25 protein-coding genes are annotated in these 21,972 nt (G+C 40.7%); 10 read left to right on the top strand and 15 right to left on the bottom strand.

Features of this window, described 5'->3' with window-relative positions; genetic code table 11:
- Window positions 1-8: 8 nt before the first annotated feature.
- The 6 genes from cmr3 to NSS78_RS04280 all read right to left on the bottom strand — a co-directional run bounded on the left by cmr3 (window position 9) and on the right by NSS78_RS04280 (window position 7,317).
- On the bottom strand, window positions 9-1,241 hold the full coding sequence (cmr3, locus tag NSS78_RS04305) for a type III-B CRISPR module-associated protein Cmr3 (protein ID WP_050944734.1): 1,233 nt from the start codon (window positions 1,239-1,241) through the stop codon (window positions 9-11).
- Entirely contained in the window at window positions 1,234-3,051 is a 1,818-nt protein-coding gene (gene cas10 / locus NSS78_RS04300; RefSeq protein ID WP_212046474.1) for a type III-B CRISPR-associated protein Cas10/Cmr2, read from the bottom strand. Before cas10 ends, cmr3 begins: the two co-directional genes overlap by 8 nt.
- On the bottom strand, window positions 3,021-4,328 hold the full coding sequence (cmr1, locus tag NSS78_RS04295; protein ID WP_212046475.1) for a type III-B CRISPR module RAMP protein Cmr1: 1,308 nt from the start codon (window positions 4,326-4,328) through the stop codon (window positions 3,021-3,023). Before cmr1 ends, cas10 begins: the two co-directional genes overlap by 31 nt.
- 15 nt (window positions 4,329-4,343) lie before the next feature.
- Entirely contained in the window at window positions 4,344-5,186 is an 843-nt protein-coding gene (locus NSS78_RS04290; RefSeq protein WP_212046476.1) for a DUF6602 domain-containing protein, read from the bottom strand.
- A 1,359-nt stretch (window positions 5,187-6,545) separates the two neighbouring features.
- Window positions 6,546-6,767, bottom strand: coding sequence for a sigma-O factor regulator RsoA (rsoA, locus tag NSS78_RS04285; protein WP_151284160.1), 222 nt, complete (start codon window positions 6,765-6,767; stop codon window positions 6,546-6,548).
- Complete coding sequence (locus tag NSS78_RS04280; protein ID WP_212046477.1) at window positions 6,715-7,317, bottom strand: sigma-70 family RNA polymerase sigma factor; 603 nt, start codon at window positions 7,315-7,317, stop codon at window positions 6,715-6,717. The genes rsoA and NSS78_RS04280 overlap by 53 nt, the downstream gene beginning before the upstream one ends.
- Window positions 7,318-7,483: 166 nt before the next feature.
- On the opposite strand from NSS78_RS04280, the gene NSS78_RS04275 reads away from it, so the two are divergent.
- From NSS78_RS04275 to NSS78_RS04265, 3 genes are all read left to right on the top strand, one after another.
- Window positions 7,484-7,648: a YvrJ family protein gene (locus tag NSS78_RS04275; RefSeq protein WP_003217819.1), complete on the top strand. Its 165-nt coding sequence runs from the start codon at window positions 7,484-7,486 to the stop codon at window positions 7,646-7,648.
- Window positions 7,649-7,742: 94 nt separating this feature from the next.
- Window positions 7,743-8,906 (top strand): oxalate decarboxylase family bicupin, encoded by a 1,164-nt coding sequence (locus NSS78_RS04270; RefSeq protein WP_046343007.1) that lies wholly within the window; start codon window positions 7,743-7,745, stop codon window positions 8,904-8,906.
- Window positions 8,907-8,973: 67 nt separating this feature from the next.
- Window positions 8,974-9,396, top strand: a complete 423-nt coding sequence (locus NSS78_RS04265) for a regulatory YrvL family protein (protein WP_212046478.1) — start codon at window positions 8,974-8,976, stop codon at window positions 9,394-9,396.
- 4 nt (window positions 9,397-9,400) lie between these two features.
- Here NSS78_RS04265 and NSS78_RS04260 read toward each other — a convergent pair whose 3' ends face one another.
- On the bottom strand, window positions 9,401-9,868 hold the full coding sequence (locus NSS78_RS04260) for a DinB family protein (protein WP_212046479.1): 468 nt from the start codon (window positions 9,866-9,868) through the stop codon (window positions 9,401-9,403).
- A gap of 206 nt (window positions 9,869-10,074) precedes the next feature.
- On the opposite strand from NSS78_RS04260, the gene NSS78_RS04255 reads away from it, so the two are divergent.
- Entirely contained in the window at window positions 10,075-11,208 is a 1,134-nt protein-coding gene (locus tag NSS78_RS04255) for an NAD(P)/FAD-dependent oxidoreductase (RefSeq protein WP_327840965.1), read from the top strand.
- 23 nt (window positions 11,209-11,231) lie between these two features.
- On the opposite strand, the gene NSS78_RS04250 is transcribed toward NSS78_RS04255, so the two are convergent.
- The 3 genes from NSS78_RS04250 to NSS78_RS04240 form a co-directional block, all read right to left on the bottom strand.
- On the bottom strand, window positions 11,232-13,823 hold the full coding sequence (locus NSS78_RS04250; protein WP_212046481.1) for a YfhO family protein: 2,592 nt from the start codon (window positions 13,821-13,823) through the stop codon (window positions 11,232-11,234).
- An 87-nt stretch (window positions 13,824-13,910) separates the two neighbouring features.
- Window positions 13,911-14,894 (bottom strand): glycosyltransferase family 2 protein, encoded by a 984-nt coding sequence (locus NSS78_RS04245; protein WP_212046482.1) that lies wholly within the window; start codon window positions 14,892-14,894, stop codon window positions 13,911-13,913.
- A gap of 289 nt (window positions 14,895-15,183) precedes the next feature.
- On the bottom strand, window positions 15,184-15,456 hold the full coding sequence (locus NSS78_RS04240) for a YfhJ family protein (RefSeq protein WP_003217809.1): 273 nt from the start codon (window positions 15,454-15,456) through the stop codon (window positions 15,184-15,186).
- A gap of 116 nt (window positions 15,457-15,572) precedes the next feature.
- On the opposite strand from NSS78_RS04240, the gene NSS78_RS04235 reads away from it, so the two are divergent.
- Together NSS78_RS04235 and NSS78_RS04230 are read left to right on the top strand one after the other, a co-directional pair.
- A complete protein-coding gene (locus tag NSS78_RS04235) occupies window positions 15,573-15,722 on the top strand; it encodes a small, acid-soluble spore protein K (RefSeq protein ID WP_212046483.1) in 150 nt (49 codons plus the stop codon).
- A gap of 25 nt (window positions 15,723-15,747) precedes the next feature.
- On the top strand, window positions 15,748-15,921 hold the full coding sequence (locus NSS78_RS04230; protein WP_003217811.1) for a YpzG family protein: 174 nt from the start codon (window positions 15,748-15,750) through the stop codon (window positions 15,919-15,921).
- Window positions 15,922-15,943: 22 nt separating this feature from the next.
- On the opposite strand, the gene NSS78_RS04225 is transcribed toward NSS78_RS04230, so the two are convergent.
- Both NSS78_RS04225 and recX read right to left on the bottom strand, forming a co-directional pair.
- Entirely contained in the window at window positions 15,944-16,258 is a 315-nt protein-coding gene (locus NSS78_RS04225; RefSeq protein WP_050944744.1) for a YfhH family protein, read from the bottom strand.
- Window positions 16,259-16,261: 3 nt separating this feature from the next.
- Window positions 16,262-17,053: a recombination regulator RecX gene (gene recX / locus NSS78_RS04220; protein ID WP_050944745.1), complete on the bottom strand. Its 792-nt coding sequence runs from the start codon at window positions 17,051-17,053 to the stop codon at window positions 16,262-16,264.
- A 94-nt stretch (window positions 17,054-17,147) separates the two neighbouring features.
- Between recX and NSS78_RS04215 the strand changes: the two genes are divergently transcribed.
- From NSS78_RS04215 to NSS78_RS04205, 3 genes are all read left to right on the top strand, one after another.
- Window positions 17,148-18,044 (top strand): TIGR01777 family oxidoreductase, encoded by an 897-nt coding sequence (locus tag NSS78_RS04215; RefSeq protein WP_212046484.1) that lies wholly within the window; start codon window positions 17,148-17,150, stop codon window positions 18,042-18,044.
- Between the two features lie 52 nt (window positions 18,045-18,096).
- A complete protein-coding gene (locus NSS78_RS04210) occupies window positions 18,097-18,207 on the top strand; it encodes a YfhE family protein (protein ID WP_017358836.1) in 111 nt (36 codons plus the stop codon).
- 61 nt (window positions 18,208-18,268) lie between these two features.
- Window positions 18,269-18,424 carry a YfhD family protein gene (locus tag NSS78_RS04205; RefSeq protein WP_012009317.1) on the top strand — a complete coding sequence of 52 codons (156 nt, stop codon included), beginning with the start codon at window positions 18,269-18,271 and terminating at the stop codon, window positions 18,422-18,424.
- A 40-nt stretch (window positions 18,425-18,464) separates the two neighbouring features.
- On the opposite strand, the gene NSS78_RS04200 is transcribed toward NSS78_RS04205, so the two are convergent.
- On the bottom strand, window positions 18,465-19,052 hold the full coding sequence (locus NSS78_RS04200) for a nitroreductase (protein WP_003217860.1): 588 nt from the start codon (window positions 19,050-19,052) through the stop codon (window positions 18,465-18,467).
- Between the two features lie 272 nt (window positions 19,053-19,324).
- On the opposite strand from NSS78_RS04200, the gene NSS78_RS04195 reads away from it, so the two are divergent.
- The gene (locus tag NSS78_RS04195; protein WP_050944748.1) at window positions 19,325-20,581 is read left to right on the top strand and encodes a transcriptional regulator; all 1,257 of its coding nucleotides are present in this window, start codon (window positions 19,325-19,327) and stop codon (window positions 20,579-20,581) included.
- Window positions 20,582-20,617: 36 nt separating this feature from the next.
- Here NSS78_RS04195 and NSS78_RS04190 read toward each other — a convergent pair whose 3' ends face one another.
- Window positions 20,618-21,085, bottom strand: a complete 468-nt coding sequence (locus NSS78_RS04190; protein WP_212046485.1) for a DUF393 domain-containing protein — start codon at window positions 21,083-21,085, stop codon at window positions 20,618-20,620.
- A gap of 336 nt (window positions 21,086-21,421) precedes the next feature.
- Window positions 21,422-21,970: a thioredoxin family protein gene (locus NSS78_RS04185; RefSeq protein ID WP_003217810.1), complete on the bottom strand. Its 549-nt coding sequence runs from the start codon at window positions 21,968-21,970 to the stop codon at window positions 21,422-21,424.
- Between the last annotated feature and the right edge of the window lie 2 nt (window positions 21,971-21,972).

Raw genomic sequence — 21,972 nt, 5'->3', positions numbered from 1 at the left:
CACTCCTCTTATTCATTCGGCTTCCATGTTCCCCAAAGTGCTAACCCGCAGCCATCTTCACGATCAAACGCTTCTTTGCGCCGGTTACGATCGGATACTGATTGAAGCCACATTTTTTCGGCCAGTTCTGCTGGATCTCCTTCTTCTACTGTAAAGAAGTAAACGCTACCCGCAGGGACTAAGCGGCGTATTGCTTTTTCACGCCCTTTGTCTTTATTTGCTAAACTCCATCCAGAGATAGGCTGCCAATATGGAACAGATGCCCAAACCAATTTGAGTCGTACATTTGTATCAAATAGTGGTTTTGACATGAGCTGTTCATCCAGCCAGCCGGGCTGCCATCCTTTACTGAAATAAGCAGGTGTCGCCAATATCATGCGAACATACGGCTTGTTTTTGAGCGATTCTTTAATAGCATCCGGACATGTCCAATCTTGTTGGTATACATGTGGCCGGTCTTCTATATGAGCCAGCCGCCGTTCACCACCGATTGGGTGAATCCCTGAGAAAGGCTTTAATTCTTCTGACTCTTCAGTAGATAAATCTATTCCTGCCTCCAGTTTAAAGTCATCTGGGAATAAGAGCGATTCAGTTGAAAATAGATGCTGATCTTTTGCTCTTTTACTGCCAGTTTCCACCTCAATTTGTGTTCGCTCCTGACGCTGTAATGCTGGAATAAATGCAGGTGGTGCATCATTTTTGAACGAATGATTTTCCTTCTGCATGTGTTGGTATTCAGTCAAGGCTTCCTTCACCTGACTCTCATCCACTGCGTCTGTCAGCCAGTTCATCATCCACTTTAGTGATACAAAAGCAGGCGGCGATTTCATTTTTTTACGAGCACCAGCTCCAATTGGCGGCCATAATGCCTCACTAAAACGGCCTGTTTTTCCTGTGCCAAAAAAGCCCTGTCCTTTCGACATCATTCGCTTCGGTCTCACTTGATACATGCCATACTCATCATCGAATAACTCAAGGTCATTAGGCATTGGCACATATAAATGATCATGCCAGCGATATAAAGGACCTCGCACAAGAGATTTCGCATAATAAGAAAGTGGCGTGGTGTGTTTCATTGATTGTCGTGTCTTCGCTAGTGCTGTACGAAGTGTTCCTGCGACCACACTAGGGGGAACATCGTTTAATGAACGCGCCCGTATACCCGGTACACTTTGAAATGGGCGTGCATCACGAATAAGCAGCGGATCAAGCGGTTGAATGTGAAACCATCTTTCAGGCATGTCCACTTACCTCCTCTAGTTGAAGAGCAATGATCATACATTCAGCGATTGTATGTAATTCTTCTAATGTATTCTTCTTCGGTATATACTTCGTAATCAATTGATCGATCCACTCTTTCGTTTCTTGCTCTGTTTTTGCTTCCGTTTTCTTTTTGAATGCAAGACGTCTTATCTCTAGTGGAATGAGTTCATCTAAAATTGCTGGCTGTTTTTTAAATGAAGACTGTTCGTATGTTTGATACAACTCTCGTAAGCCATATGCAAAGCCAGATGTAAAATAAGACTGTTTTAACCACGTCGTCATCTCTTGGATAGAGGCCACTGGATCTATTTGAAATGAGACTGAGATATTCATTGTGTCTCCTCCGCCTCGCTTTTGGAAATGAATCGCTAATGAATTTCGCTCTTGTTTTGCATATTGTTCAGCCTGGCGTGCCATACTTCTTACTTCTTCAAGAGGCTCAAGCATATGAACGATGGCGATGCCAATTGAAATCGAAGGAGGTGTCTCACTATGTTGATGAGCCTTCATCGTTGAAACAAATTCTCTTTGTAATTTCCCAGCTGCTTCTAAGCATTGGTGCACCGGTACATAAGCCATGACATCATCTCCACCGCCATAGATCAATGTACCTTCACATTTGGAAATAATCCCACGAGCCTTTGAAGCAAAAGTTGAGAGCGTTTTAGAAAATGCAATATGGCTTTCTACATGCTGTATATTTCGTAGTTGGCTGCCCATCTTATCTCCATCCGCCATGAGAAAGGCATAGTAAGGTGAAGGTACTGGTGGTTTGATCGGCCGGCCATGATGCTTGCTGTATTCACCTTTGAAATATTTTTCGAGCAGCTGTGTGATGTCATTTTTCGCTTCTGTTCGTGTGGTCCCGACAAGTCCACGTTGTTCAAGATAATCTTCTATTCTTCTTTCATAAAAAAGCGATGCCTCACTCAAATCAAGAGGAGCTACTGTTAGATTCATATTCTTAAGATATGTTTCTACATCTTTCACATATTGTGTGGCAGCTTTCTTCTGTTCATTTTGTTTCAACATGTTTTGATAGGGAGCAAACGCTTTATCGCAGACTGATGGAAAGGTCATACTCGGGTGCTTATGTATAGATAATCGTTTGATCACTGAAATCGCATCTAATGATTCATGTTCACCAATTCCCCATTGCGCAAGTTGCGCAAGTTGCGCCACTTGCTGTGGTGTTTTTTGCTTTTGGAAAACAGACTCTCGTCCACCATCAAGTGATGATTTTGGTTCACCGAATAACGCCCCTGGTTCATTTTGTTTAAAATCTCTTAAAGTCTTCCGTGCCGCCATTAAACCTTCGACTTCTTGAAGAGCCAAATGATATGGACTTGCAGACGCATTTGCCGCTTCCTCTTGAGTTTGCATCTCAGTCCATACAGCATAAAATTCTATTAAATCATCTACTTGTCGATTCCATGTGCCTATTTGAATATAAGGATCCACAATCTCTCTTACAAAGTCTGCGTATTCCTTCCATTTGTCATATATTGCTTTTTTCACTTGTCTTGCAATGGATGAAGGCTGTTCGTGTGAAATTCCTCCCAATATTTTGTTTGGTGCGTTGTTTGTTTTTGCAGAGGATTCGTTGAACACAGGGAAAATAAGCGTTCCACCCAGTTCCTGAAATTTCTTCGCACCTGCTTTACTTAATTCAGATAGAAGAAAAGAGCCAAACCATAAATCACGCGTCCGCCTTGCTTGCGCAATAAATTCTTGAACGGGCCCTATAGAAAATAGCATCAATGTTTGTTTTTGTAATCCTTCTGACAAAATGTTTGCACCTCCTTGCTATGTAAAAAGGCTTGAATCGCCGATGAGTGCGTCCGGCCACTCTCGTCTTGTAATGGGTTGTTTGAGTAGGTGGCTGTTGGGTAGATACTTTGTTCATCTGTTACATCGGGCAAAGGCTTTCCTTTTCCTAAAAGCGATAAAGATTCGATCTTTGGTTGCTGCAACACCATCACCATGCCCACTGATTCCTTTTGATTAATAGCTAACGGTTTTAAGATGAGTGGTGAAGCCAAACGATCCTTTCCTTTAGGTAGGAGCGTTGTAGGTTTTGGGTCTTTCCCCTTATCTTTAGGAGCAAATCGAAACTGAATAGGCAAACCAAATTGAGCTCTAGGAAATGCTTGATATTCAAATGGTTTCTCTTTTGGATATGGGGTTTCATGACCTGATTTAGCCTTACCTGTTAACAGACGAATAGTATCTGCTTCCGGCCAACAACTTCTCCCCATTTTTTTATTCGGGTTTGATCTTCTTCGAAATGTTTCATATGTCTGAATGACGGATCGCCAGCTTGAGATAATTGATGATGGAAATGCCTGTACTTTGAATTCACGACTAAGCGTCGGCCATTCTCGACTTGATGCTGGCAATTGGATGTCATATTCTAAAAGTTTTTGCTCAAACCATTTTTCCAATTGGCTTTTTGTCCTCTTGTTGTATGGTGAAAATTGCTTGCAATATAAACTGCCACACCCACGTCTCGTTCTTGACCCAAGTCCACCGAAGTTGATCCAAGCCCATAATGCTGCTTCAACTTCTTTTTTGATTAACTCAAATTGGGTTGTTTTTTTAGATAACCGGATATTTAAAGAAAATTGCGCCTTCATGAGGTATGGTGTTTGATCTTTCATATTTGAAAGAACATACCGTGGAAAAGGATGATTTTTCTTATTTAAAAATGATTTTGAATTTCTTTTCAATTCGTCTTTCTCATAATGCGTTACCACTTGAATTTGACTCGCTTGTTCTGTATGACCAAATATCTCTGCTTCTCTTTTAAATAATTCATTCGCATTTTTGCAGGCAGCTCCTCGAGTTGCACGCCACCAGAAACGAAGATGTCCACGAATTGCACTTTCTCGAATCGGTCTGTCTTGATCAATTGAGTTTGATTGGGGCCCTCCCCCAAACATTGGCGTAACCAAATGAATAGTAAGCGGCTCTTTAAAAAGTCTTTGGTCTTCATGGATTTTCGTATCAATCGCATGTTTCACATCATGCCAATTGGTTTTGGGTTTTCTAGATTCCCTTGTCATGTCGCTCTCCTTTCTTCACTTTGTTATCTGTTTCTGAAACAGCTTGGCATATGCATAGTGAGGGAAAAACATGGGATTGTTAATGAGCATCAGCAATTGATTTAATTGGAAGTTCAGCGTTAACAGATCGTATCCATCAATACGTAAATCGCTGAGTTTGTTTTCATCTAAAAATTTTTCTTCTTCCTTATATCGTTTTTCTTGTTTGAAACAATTTAATTCGTTTGACCACCATCTTAGATGTTCATGTTCATTAGGTACTTTCAATTGAAATTCATTGCTTTTTTTCATGAGCATGAAATCAAAGGACGCCGCTAATTTAGCTGCTTTACTTGAAATTGTTTGGTCTCCTTCTCTTTTAAAGTTACTTGCTAAAATGAGCAAAGGACGCGTCCTCTTTTGTGTGTTACTTTCACTTGTAAAGTAACCTGTAGCCATTCTAGCAATTCCTGTTGTTTTTGGTGTTAGCTGTTTTATTTTTTTAGACCATTCTTCTAAACCTTTTTCTTTCAAATTTGAACTTTTACATTCAATAGCAACCGCAACCGCCTCAATCGGTATAAATTTCAACGAATTGTGTTGGAACACATACGGCGTATACTGCTCATCAAATACGGCAATATCGACTTCGTTAGAATGATTTCCATCTGAGTCAATAATGATGACACCTTGTGCTAATGAATATTTTTTAGGGATAATTTTCCGAAAAAACTCCAGCCACATCACTTCTCTAGAATCCCCTGTCAGCCCGCCATGGTTAGAAGCAAAGTCCACTTCTTCTGATATCATGCTGTTTAATCTTTGATAATTCTCTAAGATCAGCTGCTCCACTTTACCGGTTCGCTCCGTCTCACCCAAACCATTTCCTCCTTCATCATTCATTACGAATGGATAAAATTTGAATCTAAATAACTACTTTTCATTTCGACTTATTTTGAGATTTTTTAAGGTTTATTTAGGAAAAAGAAGAAGAAAAAAACATGACTGCAAGGAGTCATGTTTTCACTGTACAAATGAACAGTATATTTGATGGCTATTTGAAAGAGGATGTTGTAAGAAGATGATCTTTAAGGTAGTCATAACCGTTTAAGACACAATCATTGAAAACCATGCGCACCTCATATATGGGTGCGACAAATACTATGAAGATTTAACAGACGAAGAAATCATTTCAATCCACGCAATCATGTAGAGTGCGACACTAACTATCGCAAAGAAAACAAAAGCGATTCTTATTTCAATCCACGCACTCATGTAGAGTGCGACTGCGATTTCTGCCCTAATTATAACATTTTTTAGGGAATGATAGCCAAAACCCTCAATTTCTATATGGAATTTTGTTTTCACCTCTAAATAATATACATTTTTTCTCATTTTTGTCGAATAAAAAGGTGCGAATGCCTCAGGAATTTTATGTTCACCTCACATTCGCACCGAATCTCTCTTAATCCTATTTAATTAAAAACTATTACTGATGATAATCATACTTATTTCGCTGCTTCATCAACATCTTTGAATTCATTAATAAAATGGCTGAGACAGAGTTATGTTTTTCACACCTATTTCAAGCGCAATGTCAATAAATCTTTCAAGCTACCTACTGACAAGAATTTTATTCCTCACATTCATATAGAGTGCGACAAATATAAGACCTGTAATTAATACGGCTACTGTATTTCAATCCACGCACTCATATAGAGTGCGACGAGGATACGCCTATGCAGGATCGGGCAATATTATATTTCAATCCACGCACTCATGTAGAGTGCGACGAGGATACGCCTATGCAGGTACAGGAAACATAATGATTTCAATCCACGCACTCATGTAGAGTGCGACTGTAAGGGACGGGAGGAGAAAAACTTGAATAAAATTTCAATCCACGCACTCATGTAGAGTGCGACAATACAGTAACAATTGTGCCTGCGGAACAAACTAATTTCAATCCACGCACTCATGTAGAGTGCGACAATACAGTAACAATTGTGCCTGCGGAACAAACTAATTTCAATCCACGCACTCATGTAGAGTGCGACTGCGATTTCTGCCCTAATTGTAACATTTTTTAGGAAATGATAGGTAAAATCCTCAACTTTCAATAAAGAATTTTGTTTTCTTCTTCATGAAATATACATTTTTACCCAGTTTTGTCGAATAAAAAGGTGCGAATGCCACGGGGATTTTATGTTCACCTGACATTCGCACCATCAGTTCCTCTTACATCTTCGTCATATATTCCACAATAAACTCCCAAAAGCCAGGTCCTTCTTGGTAAATCAGCCGGTCTACTTTTTCGATGAGTTTGATGTAAAGTTCTTGTTCGAGGTCTTCTCTTTCTTGATATGCCGTGTTTTGTAGTTTCTTTTTGATCATGGGTGTGAAGGTTTCAATGAGTTCTTCCATTTCTCCATTGGTCATTTTGTCTTCGTGCACGGACATCTCCCCCTGTTTCTTCTTTTAGTTTGTTGAGCGCTTTTTTGTGAATGTTTGAGATGTTTTGTCTCGTTTCGCCCAGCCGATCGGCTATTTCTTTCATTGTTTGACCTTCAACATAAATATGGGTTAAGACCATTTTTTGTTTGTCTGTGAGCTGCTGGTAGGCCTTGTACAATCTTTTGTCTTGCAGGTGCTCCCCTAAGTCTTGCTGGTTGAAGAGCACGGCTTCATACGTATCTGTTTGAACAGGATCTTTCACTTCTTGCGTATCAGGATGATCGAGTATGAGCGGAAAACGCTGCTGCTTTTTTTTGACTCGTTTGTCAAAGTCGACTGAAAAGATGCGGATCATTGTGGAAATATACTTGATGATGCGGATTTTTTGATAAAACTGCTTGAACTCGGAATCTAGTTTTTTCGCATTTTCTTCGTTTGGCTCTTCCATGACTTGCCGGAGCAGCTGCTGGTTTTTAGGATTGCTTAAAAATTGCTGAATGAGTGGGTGATCAATGATTTCATTCCATTTTGCTTTCAATAACAGCCGATAATCCATGTGCATCCTCCCCTTTGTTCTCTCTACTTGCATTAAGTGGACAAAAGTTAAAAAAAGTAAACTTTGTGAAACGGGTCTAATGGTTCATTTTCTCCCCCTTTGATTTCCTATTTCTTCTTTCATACCACTTATAGAGAAGACGAGCATCCGCTGGGAGGTGAGACAAATGGAGACCTTTTTTTCGGAGGAATGGCTGAAGCAGCTCGGTCAGGCTGGCTTTCCTGCCATTTTGACAGTTTACTTGCTGACACGTTTTGAACGAAAGTTTGATGAATTAAGCAAACTCATCCAACGATTGGTCGCTGTTCAAAAAAATGATGAATCAGATTGACATCTTCTTGATTCGTTTCACCTTATGAAAACGAGGGCCAAATGAAAGGCCTTTTGTCACCTCACACAATACGATGTTGAAAGGGGATTTTATCATGAGTGAAAAGCAAAATGGTGTACCGCAGCCGATTCGAGGAGAAAAAGGAGCAACGGTCAAAATTCCACGTAATCTCGAGCGAGACAGACAAAACCCAGATATGCTCACGCCACCAGAAACCGATCATGGAACGGTTCCCAACATGAAATATTCTTTTTCTGATACGCACAACCGTTTAGAAAAAGGCGGCTATGCCCGCGAGGTAACGGTGCGTGAACTGCCAATTTCTAAAAGTCTTGCCTCTGTGAACATGCGGCTAAAGCCTGGTGCGATTCGTGAGCTTCACTGGCATAAGGAAGCGGAATGGGCGTACATGATTTATGGGGAAGCCCGAATTACATCGGTTGATGCAGAGGGGCGGAATTTTACAGAGGATGTGACTGAGGGAGATTTATGGTACTTCCCTTCTGGCTTGCCGCACTCTATTCAAGCACTTGAACCAGGAGCGGAATTCTTGCTTGTGTTTGATGATGGTTCCTTCTCTGAAAATAGTACGTTCCAAGTGACTGATTGGCTTGCGCATACCCCAGAGGAAGTCGTTCTCCAAAACTTTGGAATGACAAAGGAGCAATTTAAGAAGCTGCCAGAGAAAGAGAAGTATATTTTCCAAAAAGGAATTCCTGGTTCCCTTGAGTGTGACAAGGTGAAAACAGAGCAAGGAGAAGTCCCGAACTCCTTTAAATATGAGCTGTTAAAGCAAGAGCCGATTACGTCAAGCGGCGGACAAGTGTGGATTGCGGACTCTACCAATTTCAAAGCGTCTAAAACGATTGCATCCGCTCTTGTGAAAGTTGATCCAGGTGCCATCCGTGAGCTGCACTGGCATCCAAATACGGATGAATGGCAATATTTCATTTCTGGAAAAGCTCGAATGACGGTATTTGCTTCTGATGGACATGCGAGAACCTTCAACTATCAGGCGGGAGACGTTGGCTATGTGCCATTTGCGATGGGGCATTATGTAGAAAATACAGGCGACGAACCGCTCTATTTCTTAGAAATCTTTAAGAGCGATCATTATGCAGACATTTCACTCAATCAGTGGCTTGCGGTCACACCGAAACAGCTTGTTTTGGATCATTTAGATCAAGGCGAAGAATTCTTGAAATTGCTTGATACTGAAAAACATCCTGTCATCGCTGCACCTAAAAAAGAGGATTAATTCCAACCTTCCTGCAAAAAGGCTGTCCTTTTTGCAGGTATCTTCATGTAAAGGAGTGTTGTTTACCATGCAGCAATCTGTTCACGCTTTATGGCAAGGGCTGAAATGGCTCATGGCGCTATCAGCTATCTGTTACATATTTTTGTTGTTTTGTGTGCTGTTCTTTCATTTGACGGGTGCTTTTTATCAATCGATTTTATCGCTGCTACTGTTTATGGGCATCTATGTTGTACTCGGGATCTCTTTTGAACATCTGGAACACGTGCTCATGCGGTTTGTTCGAAAATGTCGGTCCAAAAAACGATCCATCGTTTTCTATGCCATCTTATTTCACCTTTTGTTTATTTGGGGTGCTGTCTACTTATCAGATGAATTGGTTGACGGCATTTTGCTGACTACTTCTGAAGAAATTCTCTTTGCGCTTAGTCTTTGGCTATTTCATTTTTTGTTTGATTATGCGACGTTTCCATTTGAGAAAGAAGTTTCTTGACTGTCTATCTTCTTTTTGTGGAGAGCGCTTGTTTGACCTGCTCCATATGATGGAGATCATGCATAATCAAACCTTGAAAATAACTTGATAACGTCAGCTCGGTTTGACCGATCAAAAAGGATGTATTCCAGCGAGATGCTTCGATTTTCTTCATTTCTTGAAGCAATTCTGTTCTGACAGCAATAAATCGCCCGATCGTCTCGCTTCTCTCTTCGTGTCTTGCCCTTTCGGCTGACTGTATATTCATTTCATGCACATCAGGTGCCTTACATAACGCCCGATCGTTCCAAAATTCCTTTAGGCGATCATGTAAAATAAATCCATCCCACGGAACAAAATGTGCGATGATCTCAGCAATGCTCCACTTTCCATCAGCAATGGCGCGGCGCCATTCTTCGTCTGTTACATCCGCTAGTGACAGTACCCATTCAAGGGTGTGTTCGTAGTGTTTTATCACGGTGTCTTTGTTCATGTTTTGTTATCCCCTTCATGTTTTTAAAAGAAGTTGATTAGAAATTGGTTAGTTTCATTCTTGCGAAATCATTTATAACATATTATCATATACTTTAATTACCAAATGAAGAGGGGGAATTGTGATACGCTGTCCTATATGAAAAAGCTTATTTTTTTGCACTAAAATAAACCGACTGGTCTGTTTATAAAAGAGGAGGGGAAATAATGAAATCTCAACATGTGATCATTATCGGCAGTGGTGTAGCAGGATTGGCTACTTCTTTATTTTTAAAAAAGGCTGGAATGGAAAGTACGATTTATGAAAGCAGGTCAGATGAAGAATTAGAAACAGGAGCAGGTTTTTTACTGTCTCCGAATGGGGTAAAGATTTTGGATGAAATCGGGTGTAAAAATGAAGTGATAGCAAATGCAACAGTGATAAAGAAGATCCAGCAAATAAACAGTGAAAATGAAGTAGAAGCGATCTTTCACAATTATAGTGAAAAATATTATGATGCCCCTTTACTGAACGTCATGAGAGACCAAATCATCATATCACTTTTAAAAGAAGTTCACCGTCAAGGAATAGAAGTGAAATACAACAAAAAGTTAACCTCGATCAAACAGCAGCCTCATTCCGTTCAGGTTCTTTTTGAAGATGAAACTGAGATAACAGGTGGTATTGTAATAGGAGCAGATGGAACTTTTTCGAAAACAAGAGAGGCTATTGCGTTTAATGCTAAATTAGATTATAGCGGCTTTTGGGGACTGCAAGGAGTATCGTTTGTGAAGGATTTTGTATTGGATGAGGCAACAAGTTATTTTTACAATGACGGAAACTTTCAATTCATTTTTGGAAAAGCGCATCCAACAAATAAAATGAATATTTTATGGCAAGCTTTCTCTCAGTGTCCTGAGAAGTTACCTACAAAACATTTTGAGAAAGCCAATAAAGAAACCATTCGACAGTTATTATATAAACAAATGGAACATTGGAACATTCCAAAACACCTATCTGACATCATCGATCATACAGACATGTTCTTTCCAAGAAGTATCTATGAAATAAAGGATCTTCCTGTGTGGTCAAAAGGACGAGTTGTTCTTATAGGTGATGCTGTACATACAGCAAATCCTTTTGTTGGTCAAGGAGCATCGTATAGTCTAGAAGATGCCATGGTCTTAGCAAAAATGCTAAGGGATCATGATGATCGAGATGCGTTCTATTATTATGAAAAGGATCGAAGAAAGAGGACAGAAGAATTGAACGCGCTACTTCAGCACATAAGTATTCAAAACGATATTGATAAAAAAATGAACGAATATACGATTGAATGGGATGAAGAAACTTACGTATGAGATGAAAGACAAAAAAACACCACTTATGATGGAAAGTGGTGTTTCTTGTGTTGTCTCCGTGCATATAGGATCGCCCCAATCAAACTGACGAGTGAAATCAACGCAAGAATTCTGATATAAGGCGGATAGTAGGTTAGCACAATATCGTTTTCGCCTTTTTCTATTGGAAAACCGATAAAGGCGTAATTGGCTTGTTCAATATCAGTCTGCTGTCCGTTCACCGTGAGCTCCCAGCCTTTTTCATATGGAACAGGCAGAATCATGTAGTCATCACCGCGCTTGTTATCATACGAAATCGTAAAGCGGTTATTTTTTAGCTTTACTTGCTGGTTGCCATCATCCTGTTTTTCTTTTTTATATGCTTTCTCTAGGACGCGGTAAGGCTCTTGATACAGCTTCAGTTGATTGAGCTCGTATGTCCCTTTTGGTACTCGAATGGAGAGGATCTTTTCCGCTGGGACCCGAATCGTCACTTCATTGACACCTGTTTTGTAGATGGATGTATTGCTTTTTCTTGATGTGACATAGTCGTCAACGGATAACTGAAATCCTTCGTTACGGTCGGTCCGCTTCACATAAAAGCTCACATACACATCCCCAGCGCGAGCGATGTCATCTGGAAGTGTGATATTCAGACCGCCCATTTCTCCGTATACATCAAGCACGCCATGTTCGTATACAGCTTGTTCCGTATGAATATTCGTATCTTTGAGTCGATCTGCTGCGTGCTCGATTTCAGCGTTTCCTTTTTTGTCTAAAATGACGCCTTGCAGCATCGCATGCTCTTTATCAAGTGCTGAGGCATCCTTTAAGGATTGTTCTGAATAAACGGTGCTCGTTGTTCTTGCAAATGGCAGTGACCGAGTATTTTCATATACCTCATAATGCTCACTTTTCAAGATTGGCTTAAAATAAGCTGGTGGTGAGTAAGGCATCATGCTGTTTCTCATATAATACTTTCCGTAGGTCAGGCTGTATAAATTCGCCCTGTCCCCCATTGTTGCATACCGGCTGACACTTTCCCTTCCCATATCGATTTGCAGGTCATTCCAATAGAAATTGAGCAAATGCTGATTCAATATACTTGAATACACACTCATGCCTTGAAAGCCTTCAAATAATGGGGTATTGTTTCGCACGCCATTCATCCAATCAATCCGGGCAAGCGGATCTTTTGAACGGCTTTGAATCTGCTGAATGAGCTTCATTTGTTCATGTCCAGCATATGCCTCACTATTCAGATACGTATCTGATACGCTCTTAATATTGCTTCTTTCAGATAAGTATCCCTGCTGATACACGCCTGCTGTCAGTAAGCTGATGGCAATAAGCACAGCTGAAAAGAGACGAAGGTGCTGACGTTTTTCGGCATGCATCCATAGGAAGAACAAGCTGATCACAACCAGTCCTATACCCGTAAACACAACGACATCCATGTTTCCCTTTGCTCGTTCTGAAAGGACGACAGCAAGAAGGAACACGATCCAAGCGCCTAAGACCGCACGCTTTTTCCACTTCCACTCGATTTGTGAGAAATGCTTGATCGTGATGGCAACGGCCGCTCCAACTGTAAAGGCAAGAATGTATTCAAATCTGTATTGCGGTGCTGAAAAACCATTAAACACGCTCGCCATCTTTGGACTGTAGTGAAAAACAATGAGCAGAACGCTGATCGATGTAAAAATGAAAAACCACCTGTTCCGGTAAAGCGGAACGAGGAACATACAAATGAGAAAAATCACAGGTAATAAATACACCCTGCTCGTAAACAGCAGATGATCATGCAGCTCGAACCAAGGAATGGTCTGTTCATACGGCGGTCTTATATTGTTAAGAAAGCCATAAACAGACGGGATAAAAAAGGCGGCACTGATCCCAAAGGATAACAGCGTAGAGATCGCAAGTGTCCAAAACACTTTCCACCCGTGCTCCTCACTTCGCAGCTTGATCATATATCTGAAGACAAGATAGATCGCTAAAAAGATAAAGTGAATATAAGCAAAGTAAAAGTTGTTGATCAGCATCAGACTGCAACTCGCAATAAACCAAGCGGGCTTACCCGTTTTGAATATCCTCTCCACCCCAAGCACAAGCAGCGGAAGCCACATCATGCTGTCGGTGAAAAATTCCCAAAACGTTTGATGCCGGAAATATACAATAGATAATCCATAGATTGCGGCACCTGTCAGTGCACCCAATCTATTTTGAACCATTGAAAGAAGCACACGGTAAGCGATGAAAAGAATAAGCGTCAGCTTGATCACGCTCAGCCAAATCACGGCATTTGCCCAGAAATGGATGTCTGTTGACTGTATGAGATGGAGCGCATTCATCAGCCAGACGACAGCGACTGTCACCATAAAGACCGTCGACGTTGTGAAATAATACCCTAATTGCGTGTATGTACCGCCGCCTAGACCGAATTGATAGGAATAAAAGAAATTCCCTTTGACATATTCTTCATACAGCAGCTTTTTAAATGGGAGCATTTGCGAAATGCCATCCCCATCTCCTGTCATGTACCGGCCTTGCGTATATTCATATAAGAAAAAGGAGTGGCCTAATAATGCGAGAATGAGGCACATTCCAATGATTATCCATCTACGTTTCATCATCTAAATCCTTTCCACAAAAGATCCATTGTTCTTTGAAACAAAACAACCCAGCAAGCGATTCGTGCTTGCCGGTTATTTGACTCCACGTTATTTAAATAACTGTGTTAACACTCGGTCTTGTTCCTTTGAGCTTGTCTCTTGCTGCATGACATTTGATTCTTGGATCAAATAATGCGGCCTCTTTTTCGTTTCATAATAAATGCGGCCAATATATTCACCAATCACACCTAGACTCAAAAGCTGGACACCTCCGAGGAAAAGCACAGCCGATATTAAAGTGAAATAACCAGGTACTATCACGCCCGTTTTGACGATTTGAATAAAGGTGGCCACGATGTAAATCAAAGAGAGGAATAAGATCAGTATGCCAGTATAAAAACAAATACGCAGCGGGCGGTTGTTAAAGGAAATAACGCCATCTATGCCATAGTTAAACAACTTCTTTAATGACCATTTTGTATCACCATGCTGTCTTTCTACATTTTCATAATAGATGACCTTTTCTTCAAATCCAATCCAGCAAAAAAGCCCTTTTGAAAAACGATTTCCTTCTTTCAGCTGAAGCAATGCATCGATTGCTTGGCGCGAAATTAAGCGGAAATCTCCGACGCCATCACGCAAGTCCACTTCGACTACCTTGTTCATCACTTTATAGTACATGGATGATAAGTAAGAGCGAAGCTTGCTGTCTCCTTTACGGTTCCGTTTGGCAATGACTTGATGGTAGCCTTCTTCATATCCTCTGACGAAGTCCTGAATCAAATACGTTGGGTGCTGCAGGTCGGCGTCCATGATGATCGCAGCTACTCCCTTCGCATATTCAAGTCCTGCCAGAATAGCGGCTTCCTTCCCAAAGTTACGTGAGAAGGAAATGTATTTGACCTTTGCACTTTTGCGAGAGAGCTCTCTCATATATTGAAGTGTATTGTCTTTGCTTCCATCATTCACAAAAATGATTTCAAAGTCATAATGAAAATCGCGAAACTCTTCCTCGAGTGCCTCAAAGATTCGTCTGATGTTTTCACCTTCATTGTAAGAAGGAATTATAACAGAGAGCAATTCTCGTTCCATATCGCACCTTCTCTTCACTTTTTTCACATAGTCTGATATGTTCATTATTCCTTTTTTGTCAGGAAACGAAACCCTTTTTTATTATCCATAAATTACATGTCTCTTTAATCGTTCCATTATATCAAAGTTTTATTTCCAGTGATTTTCAGTAAGATGAATTTAATGTAATTTTAAGTTTAACCATTGTAAAAAGCCTGTAATTTCGATCACAGACTGGGTATTGTATCATAAAATTGTTTACTCATTTATATATTTTCCTATTTCTTGAAAAAGATGAGGGGCACTTCTTTTAATGAAGCAGCCCTTTGTTCTGCTCTTGTAGATGCTCGTTTGCCTTCGATTGTTTATTTTGGAATAAATGCAGCTGCGCACCGTAGCTCTCAATCCACTCTTGGACAATCCGTTCAGTTGTTTCCTGTCCTTTATACTTGTGGCCAGCCTTTGCATAGGTCGTTTCAAAATCACTCCATAGCAGCTCTACCCATGTACGTGCTTCATCATATGTCAGCATATTGTTTTTTTCCATCAGTTGTTCTGTTAATCGCTCAAAGTATTGTTCCATGTCGGTTCCTCCTTCATCTAGCAGAAAGTGCCTTTTTAAAAAAACCTCTTTTTTCATATACTACCCTTACGTCTTCAAAAGACGCAAATGATTTGTATTGTTTGGAGGGAATCGATATGCGTAATAAAGCAAAGGGCTTTCCAAATCAAGTGAATCACAAATTTGAAGGCGATCCAGGCGCCACAGATGCTTATGCGTCTAAAAGGCCGAATGGTGAGACGAATACACGTCCACAGGAACGAATGAGGGCATCAGGGAAACGCTAATTTTTCCAAAGGGAGTGCTTGAGATATGAGTTCAAATGGGAAATCGTATATGGAAGACTTTGTTCAATTAAGGACAACCGCTTACCCTCAACCATGGGCGAATGCAAAGCATTCTGCCTCTCAGGTCAACGGAGAAACGCAGCAAACGCAGCACGACATCGTACTTCAGAACAACGTCCGTAAACAACGTTCGAAGTAAAGAAAAGGACTGATCTCTCGGATCAGTCCTTTTTCGTAAGCATTGAAATTGGCAGTGCATCTTCCTTATTTGGGGCTGATACTCTGTATCCCCACGCAAATACACCATTTAAATATTCCACGTAAAACTCTTCGTCTGTATCTTTGATTTGATAAGTCATTTTGGTTTGAATCAAGGCTGGATCTACTAAGTAGGCTTTCGCCATATCGATTTTCCGTTCTAAGACGGCATATTCATTCACAATGCCAAGCTGCTCAGCCTTACGTGCTTTTTCAGAAAGAGAGGCTATCTCCTGCTTCAATTCGTATTCCGTCATCTCACTATAACGTTTGTCCATCTGTCATTCCCCTTTGTCTAAAACGTGATCAATTGTGTCGAGATCAAAGCCTTTTCTGAATAAAAATTGCTTCACCTTCATCTTCTTTTCAAATGACCCGTCGTATCCTACCTTGCGTTTTGCCTTCTCCAGCATATAGAGGAGGGCTTCTTCTTCCTTTTCCTCTTCTTGTCCATCATAGGCTTCTTGAAGGGCTTTATCAATGATCCCAAACGAAAATCCTTTTCGTTGCAGCTGCAGCTTGATGCGCTGCTCGATCTCTTTTGCGGAACGATTTTTTTCTTTTCTCACAAGCTTCTGAACCTGCTTCACAGCTTCCTCCAGCTGTAAGTCATCAGGATATTGCGATAGTGCTTGTTCAATGTTGTCATCATCTATCCCTTTGAGCTTTAGCTCTTTTTTCAGGACGGACGGCCCTTTGCTGTTCGTTTTACGGTGGGTGCTGACATAGGCTTCCGCAAATTCAAGATCATTTACATACTTGTATTGCTTTAATTTGTGTATAATTTCACTAATAGCAGGTGCCGGGATTTCTTTTTTCGTCAAATAATCGGTTACTTCTTTCACCGATCTCATTCGGTAGGATAAATAATCGACGGCCTGCTGAAATCCTTTTTTCACAGCATCACCGAATTGAATGTCGATGATATCGGCTTCGTCCAGCTCTTTTCCCTTTTTCAAATCGTGCTGGACGAGCACATCTAGATCCACGCTAAAGGCGTATTTTTCATCAAGAAAGATGTTTACCCGCTCTGTATTGTTTTTCTGAGCAGAGATTTTTGTAATATAGGGCATCCTGTGATCACTCCTTTTTTAAAACAGTCAGGATGTTTCTTCTGATTCAAAATCGTGAAAGATATAGGTATGTATATGAGAGGAGAGATGTCAATTGAATATCGCCATCACCGGAGGAACCGGTTTTATCGGCCAGCATGTCACAAAAGTGCTCGCTGCTGAGGGACATCATCTATATATTTTAACAAGAAATCCAAAGGAATCCGAACAAAATCATTTACACTATGTGCAGTGGCTGACAGAAGGTGCTGCGCCTGAGCATGAATTGCCTGCGATTGATGTCTGGATTAACCTTGCTGGAAAATCCATTTTCACCCGCTGGACAGACAAGGCAAAAGAAGGCATCCTCTCTAGCCGTATTCAATCCACACAAGAAGTAAGGCGCATTATAGAAGCGCAGGAATCGAAACCATCTGTGCTCATTCAAGCAAGTGCTGTCGGAATTTATGGCACGTCTCAAACAGGAGATTTTACAGAGGAATCACCTCCTGCGGATACTGATTTCTTAAGTCATACATCAAAGCGTTGGGAAGCTGAGGGGCAAAAAATTGAAGCACTCGGCATTCGTACGGTCTACACACGCTTTGGCGTCGTATTAGGGGAAAAAGGTACCCTACCACTGATGACCTTGCCATATAAACTATTTGCCGGCGGAACGATTGGCTCCGGCTCGCAATGGGTTTCATGGGTTCATGTCGAAGACGTAGCACATCTCATTGCTTATGCAATACACAATGTCGACATCTCAGGTCCACTCAATGTCACATCACCGAATCCTGTTCAAATGAAGCAGCTCGGACAAACGATTGCGTCTGCCCTTCATCGCCCTCACTGGCTGAAGGTCCCACCCTTTGTCATTCGAACGGCACTTGGCGAAATGTCATTACTTGTTTTAGAAGGTCAGCGTGCGCTGCCGAAGAAGGCATTGCTTTCTTCTTATGACTTTTTGCATCCTGAATTAAAAGAAGCGATTTTGCATTCTAAGGAATAAATGTTGTCAAAAACACCCATCCTATTAGAAATGAGATGAGGGGGCGATTTTGATGAAGAAAAAAGAACACCAGCCAACTTCGAAGCTGAAGAAAACCCAGGAAGTCCTGTATCAGCAGGAATTCAAAAAAGCGGAAAGAGCAGCAGAAAAAAGAAACAAATAAGACGGATATTCCCCTCCAACAAGCACATAACTAAAGTGATCTTGTAAAGGAGGGAAAGGCTTTGAAAAAAGACCAACACCAAAAAACCAACCACGAGCTTGCAGCACAAGAGTCGGATGGCGAATATGTTGAATTTTCCAAAGAACTTGCAGATCCGAATGACGTAAAAGCAATGGCACGTATGAAAGCAGCCGATCAGCGCGCCAAAAAACAATAAGTAAAAAAAGCAGACCCTTTTGCGGTCTGCTTTTCTGCTTTTATTGAATTTCAGTAAGAAGACTTGATGCTTTCTGACGTGATTTTTCCTCAGGCACCTCTTCTGGATAACCAATATGAAGGATGGCAGCAAACCGCTCGTTTTCCTTTAGGCCCATGTCCTGTTGAAAGCCTTTGTCGTATAAGATGCGGCCGCTCTTCCAGACCATACCGATTCCTTGATCCCAAGCAAGCAGCTGGAAGTTTTGAATGAGAGCACTCACAGCGGCAAAATCATCATTTCTCACCACTGGGTTCTCGTCTTCCTTTAACACCACAAGTAAAAGGGCTGGAACTTTTGAAAAGTAATCTCTATATTGATTGATCTTTTCTTCCTTTGCATCTGGATTGTTGCGCTTGAAAAACGCAATGAAGCGATCAATAAATGTCGCTTTCGCTTCCTCCGTCACCGCATATAGAAAGCGCCAAGGCTCCGTAATTTTATGATTCGGTGCATAGACCGCATCCTCTAATAACGGCTGAAGCTGCTCAATGGTCACAGGCGTTTCTTTGAACTTCCGAATCGATCGTCTATATCTGACAGCGTCTCGTACTGTTAACGCTTCTGTTTGTTGTTTGATTTCTGGCATATGTGTCATCCTTTCAATCAATCTTAATTGAAATTGATTCTCATTCACATTATAAACATCATTTCAAGCAGTTGCAAATGATGTTTCCCATCCCTTCTGCTAAAAAGTTGTTTGAGTTTTTCAAGTAATGTTACAATCATATTACGTTTTAAACAAATTTTGATAAAAAACCCAAGATGATGAAATAGGTTTAGTTATTCCCATTTTGTCTAATGCGGTTATTTTGTCAAAAGGCTTTCAAACCATGATTGGAAGGGAGGCTTCTGGATGGAATGAAAATCAATATCGGGCAAATCATTAAGCTCTACCGGTATAAACAAAATATGACCCAATCTGAATTGGCAGAAGGAATTTGTTCTGTCTCTCATTTAAGTAAAATCGAAAATGGCTCAAAGGAGGCCAATCAAGATACGATCAATTTACTGCTTGAACGACTTGGCATCAGTCAAGAAACGCTGTCACAAAAGGCGCGTCACCTGCTGTCACTCTTAGATGAGTTTCAAATGAATATGTATTTCTATGCACTCGATCAAGCTGAACAAAATGCAGAAATGATCATTCAGCACGAAGAACAGTTCTTTTCGCTAGATTTAGGCATTCAGTATCATTTGTCCCTATTTCAATTTTATTTATTATCGGACAAGCAGCCGCTTGCCTTAAAAACACACCGCGTGCTTAAAAAGTTTGAAAAAACCTTTATTGAAACGGAAAAAGAAATATTTGAATATCTAGATGGCATTCATCTCATTACAAATGGTCAGCTTGAAGAAGGGATAAAGAAACTTGAGAGCTGCTTTTCTTACGCGTCTGTTGAACAAAGTGACCTGTATTATCACTATGCAAAAGCACTTGGAAACATGGGACTTCTTGGCGATGCGCTTGAAGCAACCCATCAAGCCATGGATTTATATAGACAAAAGAACAATTTCAAGCGGATCATTCACTGCACACTCATTCATGGCGTGATCTCACTGGAACTAAAAGCCTTTCAAACGGCGAAGAAATATTTAAAAGAAGTGATTTTGCACACGTCCCTTTATCCTGATGCCTATATTAAAATGACCGCTTATTTTTATTACGGGGTGCTCTTAAAACGGGAAGGCGATTTTTCTTCAGCTGTGCCTTATTTACTAGATTCACTCAATTACTTTAATCAAGAACAGATAGAAGACCGTTATTGTGAAACTCTGTATGAAATCGCGACCTTATATGCTGAATACGACCGCAAAAAGGCCCTTCCCTACATACATGAGCTGTTAAAACAGCCTCGTATTCAGCCAAACTGTTTATATATGATCAAAATCTATAAATTGATGATTGAGGAAAACCCTCTTGATTTGAAAACCTATCTGATCGAAGCAGCTCTTCCTTACTTTAAACAAAATGAGCTGCACAGTGAGTACTTGTTTGCTCTTAGAACCTTGCTTTCCTATGCGGGTTCTGAGCTTGACGAACGTACCTATATGTCCTACACGAGAACGCTGCTTCATCACCTTGCATCATATGTCCCCTATTACAAAAAAGCATGACCTTCTGCCGATCTAAGGTCATGCTTTTCCTATTCTTTAAATGGTCTTCTGTTGATCTGTATCAGGACGGGTGACTTGTTTGACTGAATGAATATACCGTTTTCTCGCAAAGTAATCGTACGCATGCTGACCAAAGCCTAACCAAATGCTGAGCACGATGAATGGGATCGTTCCCCATAATGCAGGGATATTGCAAGCAATTTTCAGCCATGTATAGATCCCTGAGTTTTTTTGGTTTTTGGCTAAGGAAATTGACACGATTCGCTTTTCTGCCTTTTCTTCACTTATTTTGTTCAGTTTGAGCAATTGCGAGTGTCTAAAGGATTCAAAATGAATACGGTTCTTCCAATCGAGAGCTTTCAACAAGTCCATCGCTTTTGCACATGAAGGACTTTGCCCGTCATAAAACACAAGCAGCCTAAGTGATTTGATGGAACGCTGTTCTCTTTTTTTCGATTCAGCGAGCTTCTTTCTTTCTTGATCGAGATAAATGATTTTTTTCATAGATTGATCGCCAGCCCTTTTCCGTCATTTGTTTTTTAGTTCGTTCAAAGGAGATTACAACTAGATTACTATAGTTGCTGGGCCTCTTGTATTGGGAAAAAGCAAACCAACGTGCGTTATATGAGCCTTTAGATAAGGGCAAAATTAAGGTTTTCATGGCACATATGAGGTTTTTCAACTAAAAATGGTTGGGAAAATCGTGATGCGTTGCGGTTTTCTGCGGTTTTTTGTAGAATTCTGCGGTTTTTCTACATCTTTATGCGGTGTTTTGTAGGTGAGACGCAAAAACAAGATAGAAAAAGACTACTTCCCGTTGCGGCGAAGTAGTCTTTTGGTTTATATTTTTTCCAAAACTTCTACTATTTCTTTCTCAATATCTTTCCATAAGTAACGATCTGTCGTATAGTGATGTGCGGCTTCTTTCGCAAATACTTGAAAAGCTTCCTCAAAATCAGGTGCATCCTTGTCGGGTTTTTTCTCATCAACAAATCGCTGTGCTTCTGTTGAGCGTGGTCCCCATTTACCTACTTCATTCCCGTCCTGATCAATGATCACGATAATCGGAATCGATCTTGCGGTCCCGTTCGTTAAATACTGATCCATCAGGTCTAGATGCTCGTCCCGAATAAAATAGCGCGCATCAATGAGTGCTTCACTTGCAATACGCATGAAAATTGGTACATTGACCATCGCATCTCCGCACCAATCCGCTGTGATGACAAGCGCTCTGAGCTTTTTCTTTTGCAGCTTTTGAAGCAGCTCTTTTTCTTTTTGATGAATTGCGTACTGATTGTACACCGTGAGTAGATTTTCTCGGTTTTTCTCCATGTTGTGTACATATGTACGTTCAGTTAATCCCTTTTTAAACCATTCATTTAATGTCATAT

Origin of the sequence: Bacillus sp. FSL W8-0920 (genome assembly GCF_038593215.1) — a bacterium.
GTDB classification, from domain to species: Bacteria; Bacillota; Bacilli; order Bacillales; family Bacillaceae; genus Bacillus; species Bacillus pumilus.
The sequence above is the reverse complement of the archived record's forward strand: the minus strand, read 5'-3'. Positions and strand labels throughout refer to the sequence as shown.